14 protein-coding genes are annotated in these 15322 nt (G+C 67.6%); 8 read left to right on the top strand and 6 right to left on the bottom strand.

Annotation, left to right across the window (positions count from 1 at the left end; genetic code table 11):
* Nucleotides 1-69 precede the first annotated feature (69 nt).
* From ACYVKR_RS14565 to xerD, 8 genes are all read left to right on the top strand, one after another.
* Nucleotides 70-1041 carry a tripartite tricarboxylate transporter substrate binding protein BugE gene (locus ACYVKR_RS14565; protein WP_460481638.1) on the top strand — a complete coding sequence of 324 codons (972 nt, stop codon included), beginning with the start codon at nt 70-72 and terminating at the stop codon, nt 1039-1041.
* Between the two features lie 146 nt (nt 1042-1187).
* A complete protein-coding gene (locus ACYVKR_RS14560; RefSeq protein ID WP_460481637.1) occupies nt 1188-2159 on the top strand; it encodes a tripartite tricarboxylate transporter substrate binding protein BugE in 972 nt (323 codons plus the stop codon).
* 138 nt (nt 2160-2297) lie between these two features.
* Nucleotides 2298-2999, top strand: a complete 702-nt coding sequence (locus tag ACYVKR_RS14555; protein WP_460481636.1) for a 2OG-Fe(II) oxygenase — start codon at nt 2298-2300, stop codon at nt 2997-2999.
* 6 nt (nt 3000-3005) lie between these two features.
* Nucleotides 3006-3650 carry an alpha-ketoglutarate-dependent dioxygenase AlkB gene (alkB, locus tag ACYVKR_RS14550; RefSeq protein ID WP_460481635.1) on the top strand — a complete coding sequence of 215 codons (645 nt, stop codon included), beginning with the start codon at nt 3006-3008 and terminating at the stop codon, nt 3648-3650.
* A gap of 12 nt (nt 3651-3662) precedes the next feature.
* Nucleotides 3663-4223 carry a methylated-DNA--[protein]-cysteine S-methyltransferase gene (locus ACYVKR_RS14545; protein ID WP_460481634.1) on the top strand — a complete coding sequence of 187 codons (561 nt, stop codon included), beginning with the start codon at nt 3663-3665 and terminating at the stop codon, nt 4221-4223.
* A 17-nt stretch (nt 4224-4240) separates the two neighbouring features.
* Nucleotides 4241-4879: a 2OG-Fe(II) oxygenase gene (locus ACYVKR_RS14540; protein WP_460481633.1), complete on the top strand. Its 639-nt coding sequence runs from the start codon at nt 4241-4243 to the stop codon at nt 4877-4879.
* On the top strand, nt 4879-5166 hold the full coding sequence (locus tag ACYVKR_RS14535) for an Ada metal-binding domain-containing protein (protein WP_460481632.1): 288 nt from the start codon (nt 4879-4881) through the stop codon (nt 5164-5166). The genes ACYVKR_RS14540 and ACYVKR_RS14535 overlap by 1 nt, the downstream gene beginning before the upstream one ends.
* Nucleotides 5111-6034, top strand: a complete 924-nt coding sequence (xerD, locus tag ACYVKR_RS14530) for a site-specific tyrosine recombinase XerD (RefSeq protein WP_460481631.1) — start codon at nt 5111-5113, stop codon at nt 6032-6034. The genes ACYVKR_RS14535 and xerD overlap by 56 nt, the downstream gene beginning before the upstream one ends.
* A gap of 169 nt (nt 6035-6203) precedes the next feature.
* Here the strand turns inward: xerD and ACYVKR_RS14525 are convergent, their stop codons facing one another.
* The 6 genes from ACYVKR_RS14525 to ACYVKR_RS14500 all read right to left on the bottom strand — a co-directional run bounded on the left by ACYVKR_RS14525 (nt 6204) and on the right by ACYVKR_RS14500 (nt 15236).
* Entirely contained in the window at nt 6204-8516 is a 2313-nt protein-coding gene (locus ACYVKR_RS14525; protein ID WP_460481630.1) for an NADP-dependent malic enzyme, read from the bottom strand.
* A gap of 202 nt (nt 8517-8718) precedes the next feature.
* Entirely contained in the window at nt 8719-10206 is a 1488-nt protein-coding gene (locus ACYVKR_RS14520; RefSeq protein ID WP_460481629.1) for a nucleobase:cation symporter-2 family protein, read from the bottom strand.
* Between the two features lie 365 nt (nt 10207-10571).
* Entirely contained in the window at nt 10572-11831 is a 1260-nt protein-coding gene (locus ACYVKR_RS14515) for a zinc-binding metallopeptidase family protein (RefSeq protein WP_460481628.1), read from the bottom strand.
* The gene (uraD, locus tag ACYVKR_RS14510) at nt 11828-13600 is read right to left on the bottom strand and encodes a 2-oxo-4-hydroxy-4-carboxy-5-ureidoimidazoline decarboxylase (RefSeq protein ID WP_460481627.1); all 1773 of its coding nucleotides are present in this window, start codon (nt 13598-13600) and stop codon (nt 11828-11830) included. The genes ACYVKR_RS14515 and uraD overlap by 4 nt, the downstream gene beginning before the upstream one ends.
* A gap of 2 nt (nt 13601-13602) precedes the next feature.
* Nucleotides 13603-14562 (bottom strand): polysaccharide deacetylase family protein, encoded by a 960-nt coding sequence (gene puuE / locus ACYVKR_RS14505; protein ID WP_460481626.1) that lies wholly within the window; start codon nt 14560-14562, stop codon nt 13603-13605.
* Complete coding sequence (locus tag ACYVKR_RS14500; RefSeq protein WP_460481625.1) at nt 14559-15236, bottom strand: GntR family transcriptional regulator; 678 nt, start codon at nt 15234-15236, stop codon at nt 14559-14561. The genes puuE and ACYVKR_RS14500 overlap by 4 nt, the downstream gene beginning before the upstream one ends.
* Nucleotides 15237-15322 lie beyond the last annotated feature (86 nt).

The raw sequence follows: 15322 nt of genomic DNA, 5'->3' as shown, positions 1-15322 counted from the left end.
TGCCGCGCGAGGGGCCGATAGCTCCTAGGATGGGCGCATTTTTCCCTTGCCCGACCTGAGGAGCCTCCCATGATCAATCGCCGCCACTGCGTGGCCCTGGCGCTGGCCGCAAGCTGCGGCGCCGCGCTGGCGCAATCCGCCTACCCGAGCAAGCCCATCCGCCTGATCGTGCCCTTTGCGGCTGGCGGCACCACCGACATCATCGCGCGCGTGGTGGCCGAGCCGCTGGCCAAGGCGCTGGGGCAGCCGGTGGTGGTGGACAACCGCGGCGGCGGCGGCGGCACCGTGGGTGCGGCCGAGGCCGCGCGTGCCCAGCCCGACGGCTATGTGCTGAGCATCGCCACCGTGTCCACCACGGCCACCAACCCCGCGGTGAACCCCAAGATGCCGTACAACGTGCAGCGCGACTTCACGCCCATCATCAACATCGCCGCCACGCCCAATGTGATCGCGGTGCACCCCAGCTTTCCGGCCAAGGACTACCAGGGCTTCATCGCCGAGCTGAAGAAGCACCCGGGCAAGTACTCGTATGCGACGCCAGGCACCGGCAGCATCGCCCATCTGCTGATGGAGATGCTCAAGGGCGAAACCCACGTCGACGTGCAGCACGTGCCCTACCGCGGCGCCGGCCCGGCGCTCAACGACACCGTGGCCGGGCAGGTGAACATGATCTTCGACAACCTGCCGTCGGCGCTGCCTTTCATCAAGGAAAAGCGCCTGAACGCCATCGTTGTCGCCGCGCCCCAGCGCGTGGCCGGGCTCGAGGGCGTGCCTACCTTCAAGGAAGTGGGCGCACCCATGGTCAACCGCCTGGCCTACTACGGCGTGGTCGGCCCGCGCAACCTGCCTGCGGAGATCGTCGACAAGGTCAACGCCGCGATGCGCAAGGCCCTCGAGGACCCCGCCGTGCGCAAGCGCATCGAGGACACGGGCTCGGTCATCCTCGGCAACACGCCCGAGCAGTTCGCGCAGCAGATGAAGGACGAGTACGCGGCCTACAAGGCGGTGGTGGACAAGCAGGGCATCACGCTCGAGCAATAGGCTGGATCAATGAATTAGGGCCATGCCTGAATGGATACGCGCATTTCTCCGGTATAAATGCAGCTTGCACCAGCGTTCGCGGCCATGCAGCTCTGCGCTTATCCAGCCCGGGGCCATGGCCGCTTCTCACAATAAGGAGATCCTTTATGCAACGCAGAATCCTGATGGGCCTGACCCTGATCGCCGCCACCGCCGGCACCACGGCCTTCGCCCAGGCCAGCTACCCGAGCAAGCCGATCCGCCTGATCGTGCCCTTTGCGGCCGGCGGCACCACCGACATCGTGGCCCGCGTGATCGCCGACCCGCTGGGCCGCGAGCTGGGCCAGCCCGTCGTGGTTGACAACAAGGGCGGCGCCGGCGGCACCATCGGTGCGGTCGAGGCCATGCGCGCGGCGCCCGACGGCTACACGCTGAGCGTGGCCACCGTGTCCACCACGGCCACGAACCCGGCCATCACGCCCAAGTTCCCCTACAACCCCGAGGCGGACTTCGTGCCGATCATCAACATCGCGGCCACGCCGAACGTGATTGCGGTCAACCCGAAGTTTCCGGGGCATGACTACAAGAGCTTTGTGGCCGAGCTGAAGAAGAACCCGGGCAAGTACTCGTACGCCTCCACCGGCACCGGCAGCATCACGCACCTGCTGATGGAGCTGTACAAGAGCCTGAGCGGCACCTTCATGACCCACATCCCCTACCGGGGCGCGGGCCCGGCGCTGAACGACGTGGTTTCCGGCCAGGTGAACATGAACCTGGACAACCTGCCGTCGTCGCTGCCCTTCATCAAGGACGGCCGCCTGATCCCCATCGTGGTGGCCGCGCCGCAGCGCCTGGCCGTGCTGCCCAATGTGCCGACCTTCAAGGAAATCGGCCTGGAGCCGGTGAACCGCATGGCCTACTACGGCATCCTGGGCCCCAAGGGCACGCCCAAGGAAGTGGTGGACCGCATCAACGCCGCCGTCAAGAAGGTGCTGGCCGACCCGGCCGTGAAGAAGCGCATCGAGGACACGGGCTCGCTGGTCATCGGCAACACGCCCGAGCAGTTCGCCGAGCAGATCAAGAACGAATTCGCGATCTACAAGGAAGTGGTGAAGAAGCAGAACCTCAAGCTCGACTGAGCGCTTCACGCCCCCTGAAAACCGCCTTCCGTAGGAAGGCGGTTTTTTATGGGCGAAATTGCACCGCAAGGAGCGGAGTGCCTGGTGCGGCGAGGGTTTCTACACTGGTGCCATCCTGATCTCCTCTTCGTGCTGGCAATGACGACCCTTGAGTTTTCGCGCTTCGACTGGCCCCGCATCGGGCATGCGCTCGACGCTCGCGGCCACGCCGTGCTGCCGGGCCTGTTGACCGCGGCGCAGTGCGATGCCCTCGCGGCGCTCTATCCGCAGGCGCAGCATTTCCGCTCGCGCGTGGTGATGGCGCGCCATGGCTTCGGGCGCGGCGAGTACCAGTATTTCGCCTACCCGCTGCCGCCGCTGCTCGAACAGCTGCGGCAGGCGCTGTACCCGCAGCTCGCGCCCATGGCCAACCGCTGGAACCGGCAGCTGGGCCTGGCCGAGCAGTACCCGGATACGCTCGACAGCTTTCTCGCGCGCTGTCACCAGGCCGGCCAGACGCGGCCGACGCCGCTGCTGCTGCAATACGGCGAGGGCGACTACAACTGCCTGCACCAGGACCTGTACGGCGAGCACGTGTTTCCGTTGCAGGTGGCGATCCTGCTGTCCGAGCCGGGCCGGGATTTCGCCGGCGGCGAGTTCGTGATGACCGAGCTGGCCGGCCAGGCGCAGCGGGCCCACGTGGTCGCGCTGCGCCAGGGCGACGCGGTGGTGTTCGCCGTGCACCACCGGCCGGCGGCGGGCAAGCGAGGCATCCGGAAAGCGGCGCTGCGCCATGGCGTCAGCCGTGTCCACGGCGGCAGCCGCCATACCGTGGGCCTGATCTTCCACGACGCGAGGTGAGCTGCCATGCAAACGCCTGATCTGTTCGACACCGCCGGAGACCGGCATCGCCTGGGGCCGGGCGCCGTGGTGCTGCGCGGCTTTGCCTTGCCCTTCGTGGACGAGCTGCTGTCCGCGCTGGCGGGCATCGAAGCCGCGGCACCGTTCCGCCACATGGTGACGCCCGGCGGCTTCACCATGTCGGTGGCGCTGACGAACTGCGGCGTGCTGGGCTGGACCACCGACCGGCGCGGCTACCGCTACAGCGCCACCGATCCCGACAGCGGCCAGCCCTGGCCGGCCATGCCCGCGGCCTTTGCCCGGCTGGCCAGCGAGGCGGCGCTGGCGGCCGGGTTCGCGGGCTTCGAGCCCGATGCCTGCCTCGTCAACCGCTACCAGCCCGGGGTGCGGCTCTCGCTGCACCAGGATAAGGACGAGCGCGACTACGACGCGCCCATCGTCTCGGTGTCGCTGGGCATGCCGGCCACCTTTCTGTTCGGCGGCCTGGCCCGCACCGACCCGACCGCCAAGGTGCCGCTGGCGCATGGCGACGTGGTGGTCTGGGGCGGGGCCGACCGCCTGCGCTACCACGGCGTGGCGCCACTCAAGGACACGCCGCATCCGTTGCTGGGCAGCCGGCGCATCAATCTCACATTCCGCAAGGCGGGCTAAGGAGTTTTCACCATGACCTTTTTTCTGAGTGAACTGGAGTCGCCGTTGGGCACCATGCTGCTGGTCAGCGACGGGCAGCAGGCGGTGCGCGCCCTCGACTTCGCCGACCACCGCGCACACCTGCAGCGCGGCCTGCGCGAGCACTACGGCAGCGTGGAGCTGACCGAAATCGCTGCACCTAATGGGATCGCCGATGCACTGCAGCGCTACTTCGCGGGCGAGTTGAACGCGCTGGATGCGCTGCGCACCGAGACCGCCGGATCGGAGCTGCAGCGCCGCGTCTGGGCCGCGCTGCGTGGCATTCCGGCGGGCACGACCACCAGCTACGGCAAGCTGGCCAAGGCGCTGGGCTTCGACGACCCGCGCGCGGCCATCGACATCGGCGCGGCCAACGGCGCCAACCCCATCGCCATCATCGTGCCCTGCCACCGCGTGATCGCCAGCAACGGCGATCTCAAGGGCTATGCCTGGGGCCTGCCGCGCAAGCGCTGGCTGCTGGAGCACGAAAAGGCCCTCGCGCCCGAGCGGCCCGCGGCGGAGCGGGCACAGACGGCGGCGCTGCCGGGCTTCTGAGAATGGACGCCAGTTGCATGGACCGCCTCGATTGGGCGGCGATCAACGCGGAGCTGGACGCCGAAGGCTACGCGCTGCTGCCTGGCCTGCTGGGCGCGGAGGCGGCGCGCGGCCTGGCACATCGGATCCGGCACGAGGGCGCCGCACCGCGCCTGCTCCTGGCTGAACCGGAGCCGGGCGAGCAGCTGGCTTTCGGCGCCTGCCTGCCACAGCCGCTGCAGGCCTGGCGCGCGGCCTTCCTCCCGCACCTGGCGGCCATCGCCAACCGCTGGAGCGAGGCCCTGGGCGAGGGCCGCCGCTTTGCCGCGGCACCGGATGGCCCTTGGCCGACATCGCATGCCAGCCTGCTGGGCGCCGAAGGCTATTCGGCGCTGCGCCAGGGTGGTGGCGATGGGCAGGGCTTTCCATTGCAGCTCGTGCTGCTGCTGTCCGAGCCGGGCGTGGACTTTGACGGCGGCGAGTTCGTGATGACCGAGCAGCGCCCGCGCATGCAGTCGCGCCCCATGGTGCTGCCGCTGCGGCTGGGCGATGCGGCCCTCATCGGTGCCGCCGCGCGGCCGGTATGGGGTGCGCACGGCTGCTACCGGGTGCAGATGCGGCATGCCATCAGCCGCGTGCGGCGGGGCGAGCGCATTGGCGTGGAGCTGGGCTGGTGATGCCGCAGCCTTTCACCCTGGTGGGGGCGAACGGCCAGCCCTATGCCAGCGCCGTGCCCGGCACGCTGGGCGGCCACCGCGGCGGCAAGCTCTATGGCCGGCTCGACTGCCGCGCGGCGCTGCAGGCGCTGGCCCGTGGCGGCTATGTGAGGCAGCGTGTGTTCTTTGCCGATGAGGCCACGGCCGTCGCCGCCGGCTACCGGCCCTGCGCGGTCTGTATGCCCGAAGCCTATGCGCGCTGGAAGTCTGAGGCATCATCGCGGCATGTCCGTACACGCAACGATTGACGCCTTCATCGACGCGATCTGGCTGGAGGATGGCCTGTCGCGCAACACGCTGGCCGCCTACCGGCGCGATCTCGCCATCTACGCCGACTGGCTGAACGGCGAGGCACCGGGCGTGCCGCCTGAGCAAGGCACCGAGGCACACCTGCAGGCCTTCTTCGCCAGCCAGATGCAGCACAAGGCCACCACCGCCAACCGGCGGCTGACGGTGCTGCGCCGCTTCTTCCACTGGGCGCTGCGCGAGGGCCTGGCGCAGGCCGATCCCACGCTGCGCCTGCTGGCGGCCAGACAGCCCCTGCGCGTGCCCAAGACCATGACGCATGCCATGGTCGATGCCCTGCTGGAAGCGCCCGACACCAATCACCCGCTGGGCCTGCGCGACCGCGCGATGCTGGAGCTGATGTATGCCAGCGGCCTGCGCGTGTCCGAGCTGGTGGAGCTGCAGAGCGTGCAGATCGGCCTGGCCGAGGGCGTGCTGCGCGTGGTGGGCAAGGGCGGCAAGGAGCGGCTGGTGCCCTTCGGCCAGGAGGCGCAGCAGTGGCTGGAGCGCTACCTGGCCGAGGCGCGGCCGGCCATCCTGGCGGGGCGGGTGTCGGGCGACCTGTTTGTGACCCAGCGCGGCAGCGGCATGACGCGTGTGGCCTTCTGGATGATCGTGAAGAAGTACGCGCAGCTGGCGGGCATCACCGCGCCGCTGTCGCCGCACACGCTGCGCCACGCCTTTGCCACGCATTTGCTGAACCACGGCGCCGACCTGCGCGTGGTGCAGCTGCTGCTGGGCCATGCCGATATCTCGACGACCACGATCTACACCCATGTGGCGCGCGAGCGGCTCAAGGTGCTGCATGCGCAGCACCATCCGCGGGGCTAGGATGCTCTTGTATTGATAGCTTTTGGCGCTTTCTGTGCAATGGTTTTAGATATGAATCTATTTGAATCCATTGTTGGTTGAGCGCCAGAAGCTATTGTTTTTGATAGCGCCGGCCATGAAAAACGGGGCCCGAAGGCCCCGTCTGGGTTGGCGTGAAGCCGGCTCAGGCTCAGCCGCGGCGGGCGGCGGCGCTGGCCACGGCCAGGGCCGTCATGTTCAGCACGCGGCGCACGGTGGCGGCCGGCGTGAGGATGTAGGCCGGGGCCGAGACGCCCATCAGGATCGGGCCCACGGTCACGCCGCCGCTGGTCGTGGTCTTGAGCACGTTGTAGAGGATGTTGGCCGAGTCGAGGTTCGGGCACACCAGCAGGTTGGCCGAGCCGTGGAGCGAGGTGTCGGCCTCGCCCAGGTAGGTGGCGCGGATCTTGGGCTCGAGCGCGGCGTCGCCGTGCAGCTCGCCGTCGCACTCGATCTCGGGGTGGCGGGCCACGAAGATGTCGCGCGCGGCGCGCATCTTCTTGGCCGAGGCGCGCTTGGACGAGCCATAGCTCGAGTGCGACAGGAAGGCCACCTTGGCCGGCAGGCCGAAGCGCTGCACTTCCTGCACCGACATCCAGGCGATGTCGGCCAGCTGCTCGGCCGTCGGGTCTTCGTTGACGTAGGTGTCGGTGATGAACAGCGTGCCGTTGTTGGTCATCAGCGCGTTCAGCGCCGCGTAGTTCGCCGCCTCGGGCGCGTGGCCCAGGATGTTGTGGATGCGCTCGAGGTGCGTCTCGTAGGTGCCGACCAGGCCGCAGATCATCGCGTCGGCGTCACCCAGCTTGACCATCAGCGAGGCGATGATGGTGTTGGAGCGGCGCACCGAGGCCTTGGCCACTTCGGCGGTGGCGCCGTCGCGCTTCATCAGCTGGTGGTAGTGCTCCCAGTACTGGCGGAAGCGCGGGTCGTCCGACGGGTCGACGATCTCGAAGTCCTTGCCCGCCTGCATGCGCAGGCCGGCCTTCTCGATGCGGGCCTGGATCACGGCGGGGCGGCCGATCAGGATGGGGCGGGCGATGCGGTCCTCGATGGCGAACTGCGCCGCGCGCAGCGCGCGCTCGTCCTCGCCGTCGGCATAGGCGACGCGCTTTTGCGACTCGGCCACGGCCTTGGCGGCGCTGATCACCGGGCGCATCAGGATGCCGGTCTGGAACACGAAGCGCGACAGCTGCTCCTTGTAGGCTTCCATGTCGGCGATGGGGCGCGTGGCCACGCCGGATTCGGCTGCGGCCTGGGCCACGGCGGGCGCGATCTTCAGGATCAGGCGCGAGTCGAACGGCGTGGGGATCAGGTAGTCGGGGCCGAAGGTCAGCTCCTTGCCGGCGTAGGCGTTGGCCACTTCCTCGCTGACGTTCTCCTTGGCCAGCGCGGCGATCTGGCGCACGCAGGCGAGCTTCATCGCCTCGGTGATCTTGGTCGCGCCGCAGTCGAGCGCGCCGCGGAAGATGTAGGGGAAGCACAGGACGTTGTTGACCTGGTTCGGGTAGTCCGAGCGGCCGGTGGCGATGATGCAGTCCGGGCGGATGGCCTTGGCCAGCTCGGGGCGGATCTCGGGCTCGGGGTTGGCCAGCGCCAGGATGATCGGCTTGTCGGCCATGGTCTTGACCATCTCGGCGGTGAGCACGCCGGGGGCCGAGCAGCCCAGGAACACGTCGGCGCCGTCGACCACGTCGGCCAGCGTGCGGGCCGTGGTGTTCTGCGCATAGCGGGCCTTGGATTCGTCGAAGCCGCCGGGGCGGCCTTCGTAGATCACGCCCTTGGAGTCGACCACGTAGACGTTCTCGCGCTTGACGCCCAGGCCCACCATCACGTCGAGGCAGGCGATGGCGGCGGCGCCGGCGCCCGAGACGGCGATCTTGACCTTGTCGATCTGCTTGTTCACCAGCTCCAGGCCGTTGAGCAGCGCGCTGCTGGAGATGATGGCCGTGCCGTGCTGGTCGTCATGGAACACCGGGATGTTCATGCGCTTGGACAGCTCGCGCTCGATGTAGAAGCACTCGGGCGCCTTGATGTCCTCGAGGTTGATGCCGCCCAGCGTCGGTTCGAGCGCGGCGACGATCTCGATGATCTTGTCCGGGTCGCGCGCGTCCAGCTCGATGTCGAACACATCGACGCCCGCGAACTTCTTGAACAGGCAGCCCTTGCCTTCCATCACCGGCTTGCCGGCCAGCGGGCCGATGTCGCCCAGGCCCAGCACGGCCGTGCCGTTGGTGATCACGCCAACCAGGTTGCCGCGCGAGGTGTACTCGGCCGCCAGCGACGGGTCGGCCTGGATGTCCAGGCAGGGATAGGCCACGCCCGGCGAGTAGGCCAGCGACAGGTCGCGCTGGTTGGACAGGGGCTTGGTGGCGTTGACCGAGATCTTGCCCTTGCTGGGGCTGCGGTGGTATTCGCGGGCTGCATCGCGCAGTGCTTGTTCAGCGGCGGACAGTTGTTGTGCCATAGGTGTTGCTCATCAAAAAAACAGAAAGAGGCGCAGCGCCTCTCGGGTCAAAATTGGCTCTCGGTCGTCTCCGACCAAGAAGCATCGTGCTCTGGATCACGGATGCTGTCTCGTCGGAGATTCCCTGAGAAGTGTAGCGGCGTGAAACCCCGCAGATGCCGTGTTGGACAACATTCTGCGGGGCGTGTTTCATCAGTGAGAATCAGTGGGCATCGGCCTGCTTGGCGGCAGCGATGATGTCTGCGGTGCTGGTCTTGGCGCCGTTGAAGAACACGTTCAGGCCCACGGCGCAGATGGAGGCCAGCAGGATGCCGGATTCGATCAGCGGGTGGATGGCGTGGGGCATCCACTGGCGGAAGTTGGGGGCGATCAGCGGGATCATGCCGACGCCGATGGACACGGCCACGATCATGGCGTTGTAGCGGTTGTTGCGGAAGTCCACGTTGCTCAGGATGCGGATGCCGGTGGAGGCCACCATGCCGAACATCACCAGGCCGGCGCCGCCGAGCACCACGGTGGGCAGCGATTCCACCAGGGCGGCCAGCTTGGGCAGCACGCCCAGCACGATCAGGATGACGCCGCCTGCCACGCAGACCCAGCGGCTCTTGACGCCGGTCACGGCCACCAGGCCCACGTTCTGCGAGAAGCTGGTGTAGGGGAAGGTGTTGAAGATGCCGCCCAGCAGGGTGCCCAGGCCGTCGGTGCGCAGGCCGCGGGTCATGTCGTCGCGGCTGATCTCGCGGTCGGTCATGTCGCCCAGCGCCAGGAACATGCCCACGGATTCGATCATCACCACCACCATCACCAGCGACATGGTCAGGATCAGGATGGGGTTGAACACCGGCATGGCGATCTCGAAGGGCAGCACGAAGTCGAACCAGCCGGCCTTGGCCACCTTTTCATAGGTCATCAGGCCCATGGCCGACGCGAGGACGGCGCCGATCACGATGCCGGCCAGCACCGAGATGTTGGCCAGGAAGCCCTTGGCGAACTTGGTGATCAGCAGGATGGAGCCCAGCACGATGGCCGAGATGCCGATGCCGGTCAGGTCGGCGTACTTGGGGTTGGGCACCGAAGGCAGGATGGTCAGGCCGGTGGGCACGGGCGGCAGCGACGAGCCGGGGGCGCCCGCTGCGGCCTGCGCGGCCTGCAGCCACTTCAGGTGCTCGGGGTTGGCCACCGCGGGGGCCGTCGGGCCCACGGGGTTGCCGAAGATCCAGTTGATGCCCACGCGCATCAGGCTGATGCCGATGACCGCGATGATGGTGCCGGTCACCACCGGCGGGAAGAACCGCAGCATGCGGCTGATGAAGGGCGCGATCAGGATCGAGATGATGCCCGCGCCGATCACCGAGCCGAAGATCAGCCCGGCGCCGTAGACGCCGCCGGTGGTCTGGGCCATGGAGATCATCGGGGCCACGCTGGCGAAGGTCACGCCCATCATCACGGGCAGCTTGATGCCGAACCACTGGGTGGCGCCCCAGGCCTGGATCAGCGTGACCAGGCCGCAGACGAACAGGTCGGCCGAGATCAGCTTGGCGATCTGGTCGGGCGAGAGGTTCAGGGCCCGGCCCACGATCAGGGGCACGGCCACGGCGCCGGCATACATCACCAGCACGTGCTGCAGACCGAGCGCGGTCAATCTCCCCAGCGGCAGCTTTTCATCAACGGGGTGTACTTGGGGCTGCATCGTTTTATCTCCTATTGCGGATCAACAGTTTTGTTAGTGGTACGCACAAAGTGCGCGCAGACAATCCATACAAAAAGTGTATACACGTTATATGGTTTGACACCCCCCGGTAAACCCTGAAATGTTGTTCGTTGCTGCCGCAACAGAGGGCGGGCGCAGGCGGCCGATGCGGCGCGCGGGCCGCCGGTGCGCGCCGGGTACCTCGGGGGCCATGGCGCGCCACAAGCGCGCCGCGAGCGGGTGGCAGCAGGAGCATGGCGCCTATCTTCGCAGTTTTGCCGGTGCGGGAGCAGGGGTGGCGCACGCAAAAAAACGGGCACCCGAAGGTGCCCGTCTGGCTGGTCATGCGCGCCAGCGCATAGGTCTTATGCCAGCAGGTCGTGCAGCATGCGCGCGATCACCTTGGTGGCGCGGCGCAGGTCTTCCAGGTCCAGGCGCTCGTCGGCGCGCTTGGCGTGCGATTCCAGCACGGTGCGCGGGCCCGCGCCGTAGATCACGCCCGGAATGCCTTGCTCCACGTACAGGCGCACGTCGGTGTACAGCGGCGTGCCCACGGCCGGGGGCTTCTCGCCGAACACGGTCTCGGCGTGCGTCTGGATGGCATCCACCAGCGGCTGGTTGCCCGCCAGCGGGGTCATGGCGTTGGCCAGCAGCAGGCGCTTGATGTCCACGCGCACGGCATCCTCGCCCTCGTAGCCGCGCTGGGTGTTGAAGTCCTGCACGGCCTGCGCGATCACGGCGCGGATGCTGGCTTCCACCTCGGCAGGGTTCTCCTCGGGGATCATGCGGCGGTCGATCTTGAGCTGCACCTTGCCGGGGATCACGTTGGTGTTGGTGCCGCCCTCGATGCGGCCCACGTTGACGTAGGGGTGCTTGATGCCCGCCACCTTGGACGTGATCTGCTGGTACTTGGTGTTCTCGGCGTACAGGCCGTTCAGGATGAAGGTGGCGGCCTGCAGCGCGTCCACACCCGTGTGCGGCACGGCGGCGTGCGCCATCTTGCCGTGCACGGTGATTTCCATCTGCAGGCAGCCGTTGTGCGCCACCACCACTTCGTAGCTGAAGCCGGCAGCGACCATCAGGTCGGGCTTGGTCAGGCCCTTGGACAGCAGCCAGCCGGGGCCGAGCAGGCCGCCGAACTCTTCGTCGTAGGTGAAGTGCAGTTCCACGCCGCCCTTGGCCGGCTTGGCCACGGCCTCGAGGGCGCGCAGCGCATAGGTGAAGGTGGCGAAGTCGCACTTGCTGACGGCGGCGGCGCGGCCGTAGAGCTTGCCGTCCTCGATCGTGGCGCCGTAGGGCTCCTTGGTCCAGCCTTCGCCGGGCGGCACCACGTCGCCGTGGGCGTTCAGCGCCACGGTGCGGCCGCCGGCACCGAAGGGGCGGCGCACGATCAGGTTAGTGATCGATTCCATGCCGTAGGCCTTGACCTCGGACTCGGGCACGACGTGCTTCTCGGCCTCGTAGCCGAAGTCCTTGAGCAGCTCGGCGGTGCGCTCGGCGTGCGGCGCGTTGTTGCCGGGCGGCGTGTCGGTGGGCACGCGCACCAGATCCTGGAAGAAGCGGACCTGCTCGTCAAAATGCTGGTCGACCCATTGGTCGAGCGCGGTGTAGGTGGTGTTGCTCATGCTTGGCTCGCAAGTTGTTGGAGTACGTGGGTAAAGGCGTCGACGGACAGCTGCATGTCGTCGGCGGTGGAGGATTCGAGCGGGTTGTGGCTGATGCCGCTGTTGATGCCGCGCACGAAGAGCATGGCCTGGGGCATGACTTCGTGCAGCTTCATCGCGTCGTGGCCGGCGCCGCTGGGCATGCGGAACAGCGGCACGCCCAGGGCGGAGGTGGCGTCTTCCCAGCGCTGCTGCCATTCGGGGGCGCTGGGCGCGGCAGCAGCCTGCATGGTCAGCTCGCTGGTCACGCGCAGGCCGCGGCGCTCGGCGATGGCCTTCAGCTCGGCGAGGATGTCGCTGACCATGGCGTCGCGCTGCGCATTGGTGGGCGCGCGCATGTCCAGGCTGAACTTGCAGCTGCCGGGCACGACGTTGATCGAGCCGTTGGGCACTTCCAGCATGCCGACGGTGGCCACCGAGTCGCCGTCCTGCGCGGCGCGCTTCTCGGCGAACAGCATCAGTTCGGCCACGCCGCAGGCGGCGTCGCGGCGGCGGTCCATGGGCGTGGTGCCGGCGTGGCTGGCCATGCCGATCATCTCGCACACATAGCGGGCGCTGCCGTTGATGGAGGTGACGATGCCCAGCGGGATGTCGAGTTCGTTGAGCACCGGGCCCTGCTCGATGTGGACTTCGATGAAGCCCAGGTACTTGGCGACGTCGCGCTTGAGCTTGGGGATGTCGGGGATGCACAGGCCGGCATGCTCCATGGCCTCGCGCATGGTGATGCCGTTGGCGTCCTTCTGCTCCAGCCAGTCGTGGTTGAAGTCGCCGATCAGCGCGCCCGAGCCCAGGAAGGTGGCCTTGTAGCGCTGCCCTTCCTCCTCGGCGAAGCCGACGACCTCGATGCCGAAGGGCAGGCGCTTGCCGGCGCGGTGCAGCTCGCGCACGCAGGCCATGGGCACGAAGATGCCCAGGCGGCCGTCGTACTTGCCGCCGTTGCGCACGGTGTCGTAGTGGCTGCCGGTCAGCACGTACTTGCCCTCGGGCGTGGCCGGGTGGTAGCGGCCCACCACGTTGCCCACGGCGTCGATCTCGACCTCGTCGAAGCCGCAGTCGTGCATCCAGTGGCTGATGCGCTGGGCGCAGGCGCGGTGCGCGTCGGTCAGGTAGGTGACGGTGAGCTGGCCCTTCTCGGCATAGCCTTCGTCGCTGTGCTGGGCCAGGCGCTCCTGCCAGTCCCAGACATCATTGCCCAGCGTGGGCTCGTAGCCGAACTTGTCGTTCAGGCGGATCTCGGCGATGCGGTGGATATTGCGCAGCGCCTCGTCGCGCTCGAAGGACGGGTGGTTGTGCAGTCGGCGCTCGAAGGTGGCGATGATCTCGGCCTTGGGCAGGCCCAGGCCGCGCGGGCCGCGCACGGCCAGCACCGGCGGGAAGCCGAAGCGCGCGCCGTATTCACGGTTGAGCTGCTGGATGTGGGCCAGCTCTTCGGGCGTGCAGTTGGTCAGGCCCGCCTTGCTCTGTTCGTTGGTCGACTCGGCCGTGAGCGTGTTGGTTTCCATGGCCTTGCCGGCCAGCTCCGGGTGGGCGCGGATCAGGTCGAGCTTCTTCTGGTCGCTGCTGTCGGCCAGCACCTTGACCATGGCGTACTTGAGCTGCGCGAGCGACTGGAAGGGGCGCTGCGCGAGCGCCGCCTCGGCGATCCAGGGCGAGTGCTCGTACAGGCCGTCGAGCATGTGGGCGGCTTCGGCGGGGCTCGCCTGGTTCAGTTGTTCCAAGGTATAGGCCATGATCAGTCCTTGCAGGGGTGGGTGGCAGCCCAGTGGCGGGCGATGTCGATGCGGCGGCACACCCAGACATGGTCGTGCTGCTGGATATGGTCGAGGAAGCGCTGCAGCGCGGTGATGCGGCCGGGGCGGCCGAGCAGGCGGCAGTGCATGCCGATGCTCATCATCTTGGGCGCGTTGTCCCCGTCGGGATCGCCTTCCTTGTAGAGCACATCGAAGGTGTCCTTCATGTACTGGAAGAACGGATCGGCGTGCGAGTAGCCCTGCGGCAGCGCGAAGCGCATGTCGTTCACGTCCAGGGTGTAGGGCACGATCAGCTGGTTGGCGGTGCTGCCGTCGGTCTTCTGGACCTTCATCCAGAACGGCAGGTCGTCGCCGTAGTAGTCGCTGTCGTAGGCGAAGCCGCCGAAATCGGCCACCACGCGGTGGGTGTTGGGGCTGTCGCGGCCGGTGTACCAGCCCAGGCCGTGCTCGAGGCGGCTGCCGAAGAGCTGCTGGAAGATCTCCATGGCCTGGTTCATGTGGGCGCGTTCCACGTCGGCAGGCACGCTCTGGTAGTGGATCCACTTGAGGCCGTGGCAGGCGATCTCGTGGCCCTGTTCGACGAAGGCCTGGGCCACCTCGGGGTAGCGCTGCAGCGCCGTGGCCACGCCGAACACCGTCAGCGGCAGGCCGCGCTTCTCGAACTCGCGCAGCAGGCGCCACACGCCGGCGCGGGAGCCGTATTCGTAGATGCCCTCCATGCTCATGTGGCGCTCGGGGTAGGCGGCGGGGTTGAACATTTCGGACAGGAACTGCTCCGAGGCGGCATCGCCGTGCAGCACGCAGTTCTCGCCGCCTTCTTCGTAGTTCAGCACGAACTGCACGGCGATGCGTGCGCGGTTCGGCCATTGGGCATGGGGCGGCTTGGGGCCGTAGCCGACCAGGTCGCGGGGATAGGGCAGGGTGGCGTCGTAGAGAGTCATAGGGAGAGGGTGGATAGGGCCATGGAGAGGTCGTTGGCGGGCACGTCGCGTGTGAAGGTCAGGCCATGCTCCACATGCTGCAAGTGCTCCTGCATCAGCTGCACGGCGCGGTCGGCGTCCTTGGCGGCGAATGCGTTGACGATGTCTTCGTGCTCCTCGTGGGAGTGCGCTGCCGCGCTTTCGGTCTGGTACATCAGCGTGATGAGGGCGCTGCGCGAGATCAGGTCGCCGAGCATCTGGGCCAGCACCTCGTTGCCCATGAGTTCGGCGATGCGCACGTGGAAGTCGCCCAGCAGTTCGGTGCGGCTGCTGACATCGGCGCGGTCGACGGCCGTGGCTTCCTGGCGCACATGCTCGCGCAGCGCCTTGATCTGGGACGGCGTCGCGTCGCGGGCGAAGCTGCGGGCCATTTCGGACTCGAGCATGTAGCGCACGGCAAACACCTGGCGCGCCTCCTCGGCGGAGGGCGTGGCCACGAAGGCGCCGCGCGCGGGCTCCAGCGTCACCAGGCGGTTCTGCGACAGCTGGAACAGCGCCTGGCGCACCAGGGTGCGCGACACCCCGAAGTGATCGGCCAACTTTTGCTCGGCCAATTTGGTGCCCGGAAGGAGCTTGTGCTCCACAATGGCGCGGGTCAGCGCCTGGGCAATCGCGGAAGTTGATGTCGATTCCATGGTTTGCATCATAGACGTGTTGCACAAAAAGTGTATACACTTTCGGTGCACATCATGATCCTGATGTGGTTGACAATGAATAGGAG

It is taken from the genome of Comamonas humi (assembly GCF_054782535.1).
Note: the sequence above shows the minus strand (reverse complement) of the source record. Positions and strands in the feature narration are given on the sequence as shown.

Excerpts from the sequence above, each read along its gene's own strand:
- xerD (WP_460481631.1), top strand. The coding sequence starts at position 5,111 with ATGCGCGCTGGAAGTCTGAGGCATCATCGCGGCATGTCCGTACACGCA.
- uraD (WP_460481627.1), bottom strand. The coding sequence starts at position 13,600 with ATGGCCTATACCTTGGAACAACTGAACCAGGCGAGCCCCGCCGAAGCC.
- puuE (WP_460481626.1), bottom strand. The coding sequence starts at position 14,562 with ATGACTCTCTACGACGCCACCCTGCCCTATCCCCGCGACCTGGTCGGC.
- ACYVKR_RS14535 (WP_460481632.1), top strand. The coding sequence starts at position 4,879 with ATGCCGCAGCCTTTCACCCTGGTGGGGGCGAACGGCCAGCCCTATGCC.
- ACYVKR_RS14520 (WP_460481629.1), bottom strand. The coding sequence starts at position 10,206 with ATGCAGCCCCAAGTACACCCCGTTGATGAAAAGCTGCCGCTGGGGAGA.
- ACYVKR_RS14525 (WP_460481630.1), bottom strand. The coding sequence starts at position 8,516 with ATGGCACAACAACTGTCCGCCGCTGAACAAGCACTGCGCGATGCAGCC.
- alkB (WP_460481635.1), top strand. The coding sequence starts at position 3,006 with ATGCAAACGCCTGATCTGTTCGACACCGCCGGAGACCGGCATCGCCTG.
- ACYVKR_RS14540 (WP_460481633.1), top strand. The coding sequence starts at position 4,241 with ATGGACCGCCTCGATTGGGCGGCGATCAACGCGGAGCTGGACGCCGAA.
- ACYVKR_RS14515 (WP_460481628.1), bottom strand. The coding sequence starts at position 11,831 with ATGAGCAACACCACCTACACCGCGCTCGACCAATGGGTCGACCAGCAT.
- ACYVKR_RS14560 (WP_460481637.1), top strand. The coding sequence starts at position 1,188 with ATGCAACGCAGAATCCTGATGGGCCTGACCCTGATCGCCGCCACCGCC.
- ACYVKR_RS14545 (WP_460481634.1), top strand. The coding sequence starts at position 3,663 with ATGACCTTTTTTCTGAGTGAACTGGAGTCGCCGTTGGGCACCATGCTG.
- ACYVKR_RS14500 (WP_460481625.1), bottom strand. The coding sequence starts at position 15,236 with ATGGAATCGACATCAACTTCCGCGATTGCCCAGGCGCTGACCCGCGCC.
- ACYVKR_RS14565 (WP_460481638.1), top strand. The coding sequence starts at position 70 with ATGATCAATCGCCGCCACTGCGTGGCCCTGGCGCTGGCCGCAAGCTGC.
- ACYVKR_RS14555 (WP_460481636.1), top strand. The coding sequence starts at position 2,298 with ATGACGACCCTTGAGTTTTCGCGCTTCGACTGGCCCCGCATCGGGCAT.